Annotated in this window: 6 protein-coding genes and 3 tRNA genes; 3 read left to right on the plus strand and 6 right to left on the minus strand. The window is 50.4% G+C overall.

The window, feature by feature from the left end; translation table 11 throughout:
• Positions 1-33: 33 nt before the first annotated feature.
• Both ACQKMP_RS05320 and ACQKMP_RS05325 read right to left on the minus strand, forming a co-directional pair.
• Complete coding sequence (locus tag ACQKMP_RS05320) at positions 34-1,815, minus strand: sensor histidine kinase (RefSeq protein WP_427468962.1); 1,782 nt, start codon at positions 1,813-1,815, stop codon at positions 34-36.
• A gap of 409 nt (positions 1,816-2,224) precedes the next feature.
• A tRNA-Lys gene (locus ACQKMP_RS05325) sits at positions 2,225-2,297 on the minus strand.
• Between the two features lie 323 nt (positions 2,298-2,620).
• Between ACQKMP_RS05325 and ACQKMP_RS05330 the strand changes: the two genes are divergently transcribed.
• A complete protein-coding gene (locus ACQKMP_RS05330) occupies positions 2,621-2,818 on the plus strand; it encodes a hypothetical protein (RefSeq protein ID WP_379422398.1) in 198 nt (65 codons plus the stop codon).
• Here the strand turns inward: ACQKMP_RS05330 and ACQKMP_RS05335 are convergent.
• Together ACQKMP_RS05335 and ACQKMP_RS05340 are read right to left on the minus strand one after the other, a co-directional pair.
• Positions 2,792-6,925 carry a DUF4855 domain-containing protein gene (locus ACQKMP_RS05335; protein ID WP_427468963.1) on the minus strand — a complete coding sequence of 1,378 codons (4,134 nt, stop codon included), beginning with the start codon at positions 6,923-6,925 and terminating at the stop codon, positions 2,792-2,794. The two genes, ACQKMP_RS05330 and ACQKMP_RS05335, sit on opposite strands and share 27 nt — an antisense overlap.
• Before the next feature lie 29 nt (positions 6,926-6,954).
• Positions 6,955-11,259, minus strand: a complete 4,305-nt coding sequence (locus ACQKMP_RS05340) for an S-layer homology domain-containing protein (RefSeq protein WP_427468964.1) — start codon at positions 11,257-11,259, stop codon at positions 6,955-6,957.
• Positions 11,260-11,695: 436 nt separating this feature from the next.
• Between ACQKMP_RS05340 and ACQKMP_RS05345 the strand changes: the two genes are divergently transcribed.
• Positions 11,696-12,526, plus strand: a complete 831-nt coding sequence (locus ACQKMP_RS05345) for a hypothetical protein (protein WP_427468965.1) — start codon at positions 11,696-11,698, stop codon at positions 12,524-12,526.
• Between the two features lie 183 nt (positions 12,527-12,709).
• Positions 12,710-12,931 carry a hypothetical protein gene (locus ACQKMP_RS05350; RefSeq protein ID WP_231573411.1) on the plus strand — a complete coding sequence of 74 codons (222 nt, stop codon included), beginning with the start codon at positions 12,710-12,712 and terminating at the stop codon, positions 12,929-12,931.
• Between the two features lie 517 nt (positions 12,932-13,448).
• Here the strand turns inward: ACQKMP_RS05350 and ACQKMP_RS05355 are convergent.
• A tRNA-Lys gene (locus tag ACQKMP_RS05355) sits at positions 13,449-13,521 on the minus strand.
• Between the two features lie 10 nt (positions 13,522-13,531).
• Positions 13,532-13,607: transfer RNA gene (locus tag ACQKMP_RS05360), tRNA-Ala, on the minus strand.
• Between the last annotated feature and the right edge of the window lie 139 nt (positions 13,608-13,746).

Consider the following 13,746-nt stretch of genomic DNA (forward strand, 5'->3'; position numbering starts at 1 on the left):
CAGATTCTCCTTCCTTCCCACAAAGGTTGCAGCCTATTTGATTTCTGATTGGAGCGGTATAATCGTAAAACTAACTTTAGTGCCGCTTCCTTCTACGCTTTCGATCCGTAAACCGGCTTCATGCCCATAATGAAGCTGCAGCCGATTATGAACGTTGCGCAATCCGTAGCTGCTGCCTGCCGAGTCATTATTCTTCAGCGGATCAATGCCCAAGTTTGCGCTTACCTTCTCCCTCAACAGCTCCAATCTTTCCCTGCTCATGCCTACACCGTCATCTTGAACAATAAAGGTTATATGCTCTCCCGCTGACGCCGCTTTAACGATAATGCTTCCTTTACCCTCTCTTTTCAAAATGCCATGAATCATCGCATTTTCAATTAGCGGCTGAAGCAGCAGCTTCAGCATTCTCATATCGAGCAGCTCCGCCGGAATATTCGCCTCGTAATCAAATTTATCCGGATATCGAATGGACTGGATCTTCACATAATGATCTACATGCAAAATTTCTTGGCTGATTGCACAATATTCCTGTCCTTTATTTAAGCTGAAACGAAGAAAATCACTCAATGAGCCGACCATATCTGCAATTTTTTCGTCTCCCTTCATTAGTGCCATCCAGTGGACTGACGATAACGTATTGTATAGAAAATGCGGATTGATCTGCGCTTGAAGCGCCGACATATCCGCTTCCTTCTTCAACGCTTCGTTTTGCTTCACCTCATCGGTTAAATTAATAATTCGCGAGCTCATCCGATTATAGCTAATAATCAGTTGTCCAACCTCATCGATCGATGTGACGGGCAGCGTCGGCAGCGGCTCGTCTGGGCTGGAATTTCTAAGAAAATTCGTTAATGCTGACAACGGTTTCGTCACCTTTTGAATAAGTACAAGTACAAAAGCGATGACAAAAAGCATGGAAATGCTGACTGCAATTGCAGTTAACGTTAAAAAATACTGGTTCTGCGCTCTGTAAGCTTTTGCCGGAATGATGCCTACGAGCCTCCAGTTAACATTAGGCATCTGATAGTACAGTACGGTACTCCGCTCCTCCGCTTCTCCGTAATCGAACGAACCCGACTTACTCTTGAAATCAACTATTCCGGGAAAATAATCGTTCAAGTTCTTGTTAGTCGAGTACCCTTCCGGCCCAGCCAATATCCGATTTTGTTCGTCCAACAGCAGGGCGACGCCTTCACCCTCTAGTCCAGCTTGCTTTAAATGGCTAGAGATAACCGATTGTGTCAAGCTAATTTTAAGCATGCCGATATCGTAATATTTTGATGTGCTGCGAATCGGCCGTGACATCGTAATGACATCCTCTTTGCCGTCCGATGTAACGAAGTGATGCACCGGAGACCACCATTTAGGATGTTTCTCATAATAACTGGGATATTCGCTCTGAATATCGGCCCATTCTGATTCGAGGACGGATCTGAAGGAAACCGACGGCTTATTATCTTCATTCGATTCGATCATGACATTGGCGATATATGGTTTGGAAATCGATAATGTTGTAAGTAAATTAACGATCGAGGTTTGCTTTAGCAAATCGTGTTCCGGTGTTTTCAAATAGCTTTGGACATCAGGGTGGCCGATGAGGAATAGTGATAGATTCTCAACATCGCTCACCATATTTTCCAAATAAGCCCCAATTTGCCGAAGCGTGTTCATACCTGAACTTTTCGCTTTCTCTTCCGTTAAGCTTTCAGCAATATAATAGGAGAACAGTCCCAGAGACAACACCGGTACCAATACCGAAATAATAATCAACAAGCTCAGCTTCTGCTTTAACGATTTACCCAACCAGTTTTCCATCTTATCCTCCGTTCAGATTACCTTTATGCTCTGTTGCTAAATTGTAGCTTTCAAGACTTCCAGAAAACATGTTTGCGCTTTCATATTAACCTAAGTCGCTCGTCCCGACTAGAGTCTATTGTTGACTTGATGAAGCATTGCCTGGTCTTGAGGTCGTCGATGTACCGGGAGCGAGCACCGGATCTTACCTCAGCACAAAAAAATAGACCGCCCTCTCGCAAAGGAATACGCTCTATTTCCTGTTTGATCCTTCGAAAAGCGGCTATTGCACCGGCAGTCGTGTTTCCACACGGCTCGCTTGCATTGCACATTTTTTCTCTCCAAACTATTCCATGAAAGAAACCTAATAAAAAGCCACTCCACTCTCCACACAACAAAAAAAAACGGCATTTCTGCCGTTTCTTTAGGATGGACTCTCAGGGGCTCGAACCCTGGACAAATAGATTAAGAATCTACTGCTCTACCAACTGAGCTAAGAGTCCATATGATGTTTGGTGGAGCCAAGGGGGATCGAATCCCTGACCTCATCGCTGCCAGCGAAGCGCTCTCCCGCCGTTGTTGGTTTCACTACCAAAGACACCCCGAGGCAATCACATATTTTCCAAAAAAACAACTTGCAATCCATTCTATGGATTTCGTCGGGACGACGTTATCCGGCTATACGCCGCATGCCCCTCGGTCCGAAGGCCCCGACCTGGAGCTCGTCCGGTGAATGAGCGAAGCGTAGTGCGTTACCGTTCGTCGCGAAAGGCGCATCAGGACACCCGAGGAAGCGGTGTCGGCCATGCGCGCCGGGGCGGCTTACGTGGGGGGGTCGGAGGCGCCATCACGCGCCCGCAGTTCATCGCGGAAGCGCGGGACGGCTTACCGGCTTCATCCGTCCATTCAGGAAGTTTTATTCTGTATCGTCGAAAAAGCACATTCCGGTCGCGTTGCCGCACTAATCGGAATGTGCTTTAATCAATTGTTTCCGCGTCTACTCCTGCTGCTGCCCCTCGATTAATTGAAGAACGCGATACAAGAACGTCGCCGCTTCCGCTCTGCTGGTCGTACTCTTCGGCTTCATATAACCGCCCGAGCCCGTAACCAGCCCATGCTCGAACAGAGTTGCCACGCTGTCCGCAGCATATGGCGCAATCTGGCTCGCATCACGGAAGCCCTCAAGTGTTGAACCGGATGTGGACGGCTTGATTGCCCCCGTCGTTTGAAGCGCTCGGGTTAGCATAACCATAGCGTCCTGGCGGCTGATTGAGTCACGAGGAGCAAAGTTAACTTCGTTCACTCCCGAAACGATTCCCAATTGCTTGACGATGGACACCGCATCGTAGTAATAATCATTCGGTTTCACATCGGTGAACGTCGAGGTAATCTCGGCGCGTAGGTCAAGCATGTTCACCAGCATAAGGATAAAATCAGCTCGCGTTACTTGATTTGCGGGGCTGAAAGTGCCATTTTCGATCGAAGTGCCTTTGACGATGCCTCTTTCGGCCAGCTTCTCTATTGCCTCGCGCGCCCATTCATACTTGCCAAGGTCAGTGAACGCAACTGGTTTCTTGCCACCGACAGCATAGACGCCGACTTGGTCGATGGAGAATCGCAGTACGCCCTTGTCTTTGTCATAAGACGTGCCATCAATTACTGCCGCGCTGTCGCCCGTCAGCTCGAAAGCTTGCAGATCAGCAGCTTGCTCGCCCGCTTGAAGCGAATACGGAATCGCAATGGAAATCGGTGCCTTCGCATTATTCCAAGACAGAACTTCACCGTCCAGTTGCAATGCAACTTCAACGATTGGTCTGTTGCCGATCCGGCCAGCCGCTTCGTTGCCGCGATACTCGCCTGCATGGTCGCTTACGATAACGAGCAGCTTTCCGGCATTCTCCTTGACTCCAGCCAGCATGTCGCCAGTCAATGCAAGCTGGGCATACGGCGTGGAGATATGCAGAATCAGATTAGACTGGTTCGTCAGATTAGCTGCGGGAAGCTCCAAAGCATAGCTGACAGCCGCGTTCGACAGCTTCAATTCAAGACGAATATGCTTGTTGCCGTTGCTGTCGGCTGTTGCCTTGAGAATCGCGGCATTCAGATCTGCTACTCCGACCGAAGCCACAGCCTGATTGCCTTTCAATGTCGGGACAAGCACGGCTTTGACTGAATCGTACGTTTGCAACGTATACGGATCTTGCGCCGAACCGCCTCCAATGCTGCCCCCATTGCCTCCGCCAGTGGAAGGCGGCTTGCGATATTCGAAGGCGGCCTGCGCTGGAGTCGTCATGTCATCCGTTTCAAGCTCGACCGTATACAGTCCTTGCTCTTCTCCGGTCAACGTAAAGGCGATGCGGAAGCTTCCGTCATCCTCAGTGTCCGTCTGGCCGGTATATTGAATGTTGCCTTTTGGGTCAAGCACTTTGACATACAAATGTTCTTTCTTGCCGTTCATGACTAACCCATTGATCGTAACTTTCTTCGTGGAGGCGTCCACGGCGGCTTGTATGCCGTCCAATGTCTTCAGCTCTTGCCGCTGGGAAAGATTGTACACGCCGAATTCATAGAAGGAATAACCGTAGAACGTAGCCCGATTTAGTCCCTCAAACTTGATGTATCTCGCCGTCGTTGCCGGGAATACCAGCGTATTCTTGCCGTCGGACGCTTTAACCACGCCATTGTTGCCGACTTTCAAGGGCTCCCACGTCTGCTTATCATCCGAGACGCTCAGACGGTATTGGTCCGCGCGCGCATATTCCCAATCGATGCGGACCGTATCGAAGGTTTGCTTGCTGTCCAGATCGATCTGGAACCAAGCCGTATCGCGCACTTGGCTCGCCCAGCGCGTACCCGGTGCGCCATCCAGCGCCTTAGAAGGCTCTAGACCTGCGGTTTCCGTCGAGGATGCCTCTGCTTCTTTGTCTTGTGCGATGCTGCCAATCTCGTAATACATGCCTTCCTTCAGGGCCGTATAAGCGCCTTCCGTTACAAATTCAAGGCCTTTAGCCCCATCCAGCTTCGCATTGAATGCCAGCAAATAGCCTATGGCTTCCTCAGGATCGCTCTCTTGCGTACGCTCCATCATAATCAGAGCGTTGCGCATAGCGCGTACCGTATCGGCATTGCTAAGCTGCTTGTTGTCTGCGTATTTATCAACAAGAGCCAATAGACCTTCAGCGCCCAAACGAGCTTCTATTACGAACTTAACCGTCTTGGATTTGGCAGCCGCCACCGTCAGCTCCAGCACATGCTTGCCCGGCTTGCCCGTCAGATCTACTATAGTTCCTTGCGTATAAGGTTTGCCGTCATACTTGGCCGTTACTTTGACGATACCGCTGTCATCATCTCCCGGAATGGCCCAGGTGAAGGCGGCCTGTGTCGTATCAGGCACAATCGTATGCTCCGAGATCGGCTCCCCGTTCATGAGCGCTACAACATCAGGCGCAGCGGCGTCTTGCTTCTGATAAGTGCCCTTCACGAATTGGTACAGCCAATCGTAGAGGACGCGGATAGCAGGATCCTCGCTTTTCGCCGCGCTGAAAATGGCGTTGTTGCCTTGATAATACGCTCTATACCCTTGCTGCATTAGCCCTGTATCCACGCCGCTGTTCAAGTAATCGATGAACCGCTCGCGGAAGACGGCGTCATTGATCATCCGGTCATCGAACTCCAGCTCCAGCGACATGCCGTACCGTTTCGCCATATCCGCTGTATCTTCCAGACGCGAGAACTCCATTTTCTCGAAGAAATAGTTCGGCTGCAGAGATACGGCATCGATGCCGACATCCTTCCACATGAATTTCTTATAAGCCAAAGAATGAGGGATCCAGAACAGCTTCAGGTCTGCGTTATGAACGATGTCGCTCGCTTTCTTGACCATCTCCGGGCCAGTCGAATGCGTGCTTATTTGTTCCTCCAGCCAATACATGCCGACGAGCTCCAGATTCGAGTAGCCCGCAGCCGCCCATCTTGCTTGCACTTCATCGGTCCACCACTGAATCGCTTTGGTCCGGTTGTTCAGCGATACGTCATTACCGACCACACTTAGGTTGAAGTCCAGATTTTCATCGTTAATGCTGCCAAAATCGGACTGATATTCGCCCGGATCGGGTATCATCATAACAACCTTCGTCTTACGGTCAGGCTCGCCAAGCTTCGCGCCTACCTCGGCCGTCGCCTCGTTCAGCGCGCTCATATCGCCGCCGGTGTTAAACGTTTTATTCAAATACCATTCCCATTCCACTCTTCTGGCTTTGCCGGCCGCTTCAACCGCGCCGAAGCCTCTGCCGTTTTCCGACGTCAAACCCAGATATAGCACGCCGTCGAACAGCCAATCGACAGGCTCTCCCTGCTTGTTCACATAGCTGATATTAGGGATAACCCGTTCCTTCGTCCAGGTTCCTGTACCATCCGGGTAATGCCCGTTATACAGCAAGCCCAAATTTTCAATCCCGCCAGTAGCCTCCCCAGGTTGCTGGAGACCATAAGGTTCGGGCTGCACTGGCTGGGCTCCGTCGATCAAGCCGTCCGCGCCGGTTATCGTCACCTCGTCGATCATAGTCCACGCCCTCGGATGCACGGAGAACACCACTTTCACATACTGAGCGTAAACCAATCCTTCGGTATAATCGCCACGCTTGACGACTCCGGTCTCTGGGCTGCCGTCCCATTTATACGTCTCGGTGTTGGTCTGATCGCCCCATAACAATTTAGTCGCATTATGAGACAATACGCCCCAGTTCACCCCATCGTCAGACGCGTAGAATGAAACGGTGAGCGGTACAAGCGTTTCGTTGTTCGGCCAATCTTGCAAGAAACGCGCGCTCACGTCCTTGATCGTTTTTTGCTCGCCTAGATCAAACACAACCGAACGGGATTTCTTGTAGCGGTGGCCCACCCAGTTGCCGCTGTCACGGGATGTGTCTACGGCATTGCCGTCCGTCAGCTTCGTCCCGTCATCCGGGAAAGCGTCCTCCGGCTGATCCAACCATGTGTACGTTTTCCCTTGAACCAAATTATAAAAGCTGGCACTCTCTCCGCCCGGCTCCTCCGCATACACGGAGGATATCAACGAGAACAGCATGACCGGGACAAGCAGCAAAGCAGTCAAACTTCGTCTAGTTTTCACTTAAGCTCACGCTCTCTTTCTATACATAATTAGTTCTGCTCCTGCGCTTGCAATTCTGCAAGCGCATCGAGCATGTTCAGAATGACGACCACAGCTTCAGCACGCGTCGCCGAGGCGGCCGGGGCAAACCGGTTGTCCCCGCGACCGTTCATTACTCCCGCCTTCTGGGCTGCTGCCACATACGGCTTCGCCCAAGCCGGGATTTGATCCGCGTCAGCATAAGAGAGCTCATGCCCTTCCGAAGTCTTCAGGCCCAAGCTGCGAACAATCATCGCTGCCAGTTCTGCTCGGCTAATCGAAGCCTTCGGACGGAAGGTCCCATCCGCATAGCCGCTGATCAGGCCGGATTCCAAGGCTTGCGCAATATAAGGATTCGCCCAAGCTTGAATTGAGCCTGCGTCCGCGAAGTCCAGCGAACTGTTCGTACCTTGCAGTTTCAACGCTTTGACCAACATGACGACGAATTCGTCCCTGCTGACCGTCTTATTCGGCTTGAAAGTCTCGTCGGTATAGCCAGCTACGAATCCAAGCTCGACGGCCCGTTTGATGGACGCTTTTGCCCAATGACTCGCAATATCGTTCAGTCGAACCGTTGTCGATCCGCCAGACTCCCCGCCATTGCCGTTGCCGTTCTCATTGCCATTGCCTGGATCTCCGCCTCCCGGATTCGAACCGCCGTTTTGGCCTTCTTCCGGATCTGGAGTTATTGGAGTCGGAACCCATCCTCCGCCACCAGAGCTAGGCAACGCTTTGATTTTGATCTTGAACGTTTTTTTCGCGGATGCATCTCCCTTGCTGATCGTCGCGGTCAGCACGACCTCCATGTCGCTGCCTGACGGACGTTGCAACAATTGTCCGTTGGCATTCAGATAGTCGGGCTTCGAGCTGCTCCAGACGATACGCGTTCCGAGCTGTCCTTTCTGCGGTAGATAGAGATTCGCGGCAATGCTTTCATTCACATTAAGCTCGATCAGACCCATTACGTCTTCGATCGTTAGACGATCGCGCGCAATGCTCAGCCCGGCATACGCCTGCTCGGCCTCAGGACGAGTCAGCTGGGCGGTTTGAATCGCCGCAGTCGCTTGTACCATCGCCTGTTGAAGCTGTGCCCAGCCCTCAGGAGAGTAATTGTCCTCCACGAGCTTGTATGCCTCGATAGCCGTCAACAGGTCGATAATCGGCCGTATATTGCCGAGCTTATATTCCTCGCCGTACACTTCAAATTCCTCAAAGGAATAGCCGAACATGGTAGCTCTGGACACGCCTTCGAACTTCACGTATCTGGCCGGCGTGCTTTGGAAGGTAGTCACGACGCGTCCCGGCTTGCCGTTAATCTCGCCGTTGTTGTCTTTCACGACATTCGTCCAGTTCTCCTTGTCCTCGGACACGAGAATGCGGTACTTCGAACCGTAAGCCGTTTGCCACAAAATAGATACAGCATCAATGTTCTTCACTTCACCCAGATCCACCATGAACCAGGTATCGTCCACCCAATTGCTGGACCATCTGGTGTCCCCTCTGCCGTCCACCGCTTTGTCCGCCGTGTAGGACGAGGATTCCGGCAGTGAGGATTCGGCTTGCTTATGCAAAGCCAGATTTCCATGCAGGTCCACGTAGGTGTTCCTCACGATGAGTTCGTCAATCAAGCCTTTAAAAGCATTCGTTTCACTGCCTATTTTGGCTACTGGCAATACGAACGTTTCCAACTTGGAGCCGTCTTTTAGAGTAGCCGTATACTCACTGCCGTTAATGAAGATGGAGGTCCCCGTGTCGTCGCCGATCATAAAGACATGGGTCCAGCGGTCGGTCGGCAGCTTATAATTGAATTCGCTGACGTAGTTTTCTTTCGTGATGGCCAGTTTGCCGCTTCCCCCGATGTTATATTTCAGCTGTCCATCCGGAGATTCCAGCAGCACAGCTCCTTGCGGGTTGTCAGCATCCGGTTTGATCCACATGGACATCGTCCATCCGAAACCGAGCGTGCGAAGCGGCGTTTCCACGTAGCTGGCTCCGCCTTTGAGCCTTACTGCTTGCCCGAAGATTCCCTTCTCCGTGCCTGCATTCACCTCGTTGCCGTCAAAGCCGTTGCCCGAACGATCCGCGAAGCCCTCGTCGAAAGTATAATCGAGAACGATATTGCGCTCATTGTCGACTTGAAGCTTGTGCGACTGATGAACACCCGGCGGGTCCACGTACTTTGCGGCATCCGCCTGGAAGCTTGCAAAGTTCCGGTCGACGCGGTTGCCTCTCCACAGCTTCTCCGCCAACACTTGCATGGAAGGCAAGATACGCTGATGCGAGTCCGCCATGGAGACGCCCTTCTCTACAGACACGTCGTTCCAGAGCGCGAACATGCCGCCTTTTACCTGCGGGTGCCCATAAGGAAGCTTCGTCTCCAGCCAATCGTTAGGCTCCCACTCATTGTAAATAAAATCGTAATTCAAATAGCTGCGATACAGTTGCGGAACGATATAGAGCAAGTTCGTGTTGGTATTGACAACGTCGTAGCCAAGCTTAATGGCCTGCAAGACACTTCCGTACGGCTCATACCAGATGTCCATCGTCGCATTGTTGCTGACTGGCGTCGTGCCGTCATATGCGGACAGACTGCCCCACAGACGAGCGCGCTTGCCTTTGCTGTTAATGTGGTTAAGGAGCATATCCGCATACCTGCGGAACGCCTCCTTGTCGTCGCCGAAATATTCATCCGTGCCGACGTGCACGTCCGGGCCGACGAAGGTCGGATTGCTGCCGTCGAGATACTCGTCAAAGAGTTCTTTAATGAAGTCGAGCGTCTCCGGACGATTGATATCCAGCTGATTGTTGATGCCCAACCTAGGGTCGTAAGCGATGAACGCGCCGGAATGGCCCGGTGTATCGATTTCCGGCACGACGTTTACGCCGTATTCCATCCCAAGCAGCTGCAGGTCTCTGAATTGCTGCTTCGTATAGAAGCCGTCCTTGCTCGTCACTCCCGGGAATTTCTCGCTCTCCAGACGGAAGTAACCGACATCGCCGACATCATCGTTCAGATGAATCTGGAACCGGTTCATCTTATAGTAGGACATCAACTTCACATAATCCCGCAAAAATTCGATCGTATAAAACTTGCGGCCCACATCGAGCATGAAGCCTCGATCCGCGTATTTCGGATAATCGCGCGATTGCCCCTTGGGCATCGTCTTATGATCGGCATCGTGGCCGAGCAGTTGAAGGATCGTTTTTGTGCCGAACATGACGCCCGTCTGATCGGAGCCAGCGACGGAAGTATATTCGCCAATATTCAGCTCATAGCCCTCTATCCCCAATCCCGTTTGCGCGGCATCCAGCACCAAATAGATGTCTCCCTCTTGAGGTGAACCAACCGTAACCGTCAGCGGAAGCTTCGTTAAATCAAGCAAGTCCTTCCGCAAAATATTGGCCGTCCCCTGCAGAGCCGCTTCATCCTCCGCGCGAATGACGATATTGGATTTATCCGTCAAGCGGAACTCGCCGGTTGTGCCCAGCCACTCACGCAAAGAAGGAATGACTCGCGGCTCCGGGTTCCGATCGCTCGTCTGCTCGTAGAGACCGGGTACGGTGACTAACGCATTATCCGCTAACAGATATGTCGGATCGCTGTCGCTCTCGATTTGCAGCAGCAGCTGAACCTGAGTATCCACAAGCGGCGCATGAATATTGCCCTGCTCGTCGATCACCGGCAAGCTGTCCGTGTTCACCAGCGTCAGCGTATAACCATCCGGTACAGCGGGCAGGTTCAGCTGAGTGTCTCCCTCGGAGACGACGATGCTGTTTTTGACCGCATCCATCATAGGCGGCAACAGCGGTTTGCCCTTGTATACCTCGAATTCCCAGAAGGAGTATCCGTAATAGATATCCTCAATTGGACGTCGCGTTACTCCTTGGAACTTAACGTATTGCGCCAGTGTCGGCTCAAAATCGATCGTATCCTCGACTGGTCCGCGGGCGACGAGCACGCGGTTGTCCGCGAATACGTTCCTCCAGGTTACCGCATCGTCAGACACAAGAACTTGATATTGTTCCGCCGGAGTCTGCCAGTTGATGATTACTCTTCCAATTTCTACAGGCTCGCCTAGATCAACGTAGAACCACTGGTCATCCGTTCTTTCCGAAGACCATCGGCTTGCATCCCGATTGCCACCGTCGACCGCTTTCTCAGGCCCGAAAAAGTCTACTTCGTTCGACGACGAATAAGCCGTCTTTCCTAAAGCCAGATTACCTGTTGCGGCGTCGGACTTCTCCGATGAAACGGCAACTAAAATGAAAGCGGTAACAAAAAACACTAAAAAAATATTCCTATACCGTAAACGCACTACGATCCCCCCCGTTGTTTATTAGCTCGAATTTTACTCCAGCTTACCGCATGACTCTCCATGCTCAACTGCTGCAGCAATTTTATTATAAGTAGGGGCATTCGTTTCATCGATATACTTATCTTTACAATACATATACAAATGTGGACATTCGGCCTTCTATAGTGAATCAAGCATGCCAACATTTCTGTCATATCTCATGCTAATTAATAGTACAAAATCGTGATCCTTTCGAAGAGTAGTGAAAAAGAAAAAAGCCATTTCAGTAGAATTGGCTTTTCTTCATGTTATGGAAATAGAGCCTAGGGGGAATCGTCCTAGGCTTTAAGCCCTATTCTCGAGGGGGAGTATATCCGTTGCCCTATTCAGGACCCGCCGATCTTATAGGATAATATAGAAAATGTATCCACTTGAATAGGGATGGGAGTGATTCCTCTTGTTACAATTAAACAGCGAACTGTGGGGCAAGCTAACCGGTCCTTACGAGTCAGGCGAAATGGTACCTGAACTGTTGGAGCGTCTGATGCTTGATTTCGATAAAGAAGTTTTCGACGAACTATTCCAGGAGCACTTATATCACCAAAATACGATCTATACCGTCACTTACGCGGCAGTACCTTATCTGGCCAAACTTGCTCTCGCATCAAAAAATATGGAAGTGCGCCATGAAATCTACATCACTTGCGGGATTATCGAGTCGTGTCATGACAAAACAAGATCTGAGCCGTATCCCTCGGATTGGAACGAACTCGCTGCTGAAGCGGGAAACGAGGTTTGCGCGGAAATGTTCCAATCTTACTTAAAAGCGATAGCGGAGCTTGCTTCGCTTGTTGCAGAGATGTTGGCCTACGCCAAACAAGAAATAAGCAGCGATACCGAAAAAAGATATGTTCTCATTGCCGACGCGGCTTATCGGGAATCCCAGAGCGTGGCAAACATGCTTCTGAATTTTACGGCTGGCGACGAATATGTGGCCGTTTGCGGAGTATGTAATCAAGAGGCTTACTTGTGGCCGAGCGGAGAAGGCGGTCGTATACAAGCATTCGCGGAAGATCCGGTATTCGAACCCCTTCAGGCAGCACATGAGGTTACTCCCGTTGAGGCATTCGTTGAAGCGGAACATCAAATACTGGCGGAGCGAGCCGATCAGCTGGGCGATTCCTCTTTTTTGAACCAATTGCCGTATTTGGCCGGGGAAATGAATTGTCCTTCATGCGGCGCCAGAATGCAGGTTTGGCCTAGTTTGCTTTCGACTTTTGGAGGGTAATAAACAGGAACTGGATATCGCATCCATTTCTATGTTTGGGGGGAATGACTTATCAGTGTTTCTATTTATTACACATGCACGAGAGAATACGTCCTAACAGAAAGCGAACAACAAGCAATCACAGCCATTGTCCAACGTTATGATCAGGATTTTGAAGGGAAAGACCGGGCGGAGTCTTTCACAGTGTACAAATTCGATTCGTCCAGATCAACGGAGATCTTCGCTGGCGCTACCAAGCTGTCCATGACGGATCAGATTGAAGATTTGCTGAACGATTTATTTCATTGGTTGAAATGTTTGACCGAGATACGTAGAAAAGTAGACGGTGGTGAATGGCATGTTCACCTGGATGATATCGATGCCGTGTGGGATGATGAATTAGGCTGGAAAATGCCTGAAAACTGATTTCCATAATGAATGCCATGCACTTGCTTGCCAGCCTTCAAATCATAATCATTACCTTTTAGACTACTTACACTTGAAGTCGCTAAAAACGAGCTAATGTTCAATTTTAACGTCAGTTCTACTGAATCTCGGTAAACCCTAACACACTCAATGATCGTACTAAGCATCATTTTCTTTTTAGCAGTAGAAGCTTTCTTAAATACCTCGCTCCAAACAGGAATATAGGTCTGGAGAGCCTGCATTTCAACTTGTTCTACCTTTTTAGCATTGAGCTTCTAAATTACCTCAAAAAGAAATAGACCGCCCTAGTCCAAAGGATGCGGTCTATTTCTGCCCGTAATACCTGAAATCAGCCGCCCTTAAAAGCGGCTATTGCACTGGGAGCCGTGTTTCCGCACGGCACTCTTTGCATTGTACGATTTATCTACCCAAACTATACCACGATCAAAACCAAATAAAAAGTCACTCCGCTTCCTGAACAACAAAAAAAAACGGCATTTCTGCTGTTTCTTTAGGATGGACTCTCAGGGGCTCGAACCCTGGACAAATAGATTAAGAGTCTACTGCTCTACCAACTGAGCTAAGAGTCCATATGAAGTTTGGTGGAGCCAAGGGGGATCGAACCCCTGACCTCATCGCTGCCAGCGATGCGCTCTCCCAGCTGAGCTATGGCCCCAAACGTAATTTTCAGATGTATGTAATCACACATTCTAAAATTTAGTTCGGTGTATTTAAGTCATTCTGACAAATCCAAGCGCCGTAGGCGACTCCTATATAATATAAAAAATCGCCTTCGCTGTCAACACTTTTTTTAG

The sequence above is a fragment of the Paenibacillus sp. NPDC101420 genome (genome assembly GCF_050277435.1).
Taxonomy (GTDB): domain Bacteria; phylum Bacillota; class Bacilli; order Paenibacillales; family Paenibacillaceae; genus Paenibacillus_AQ.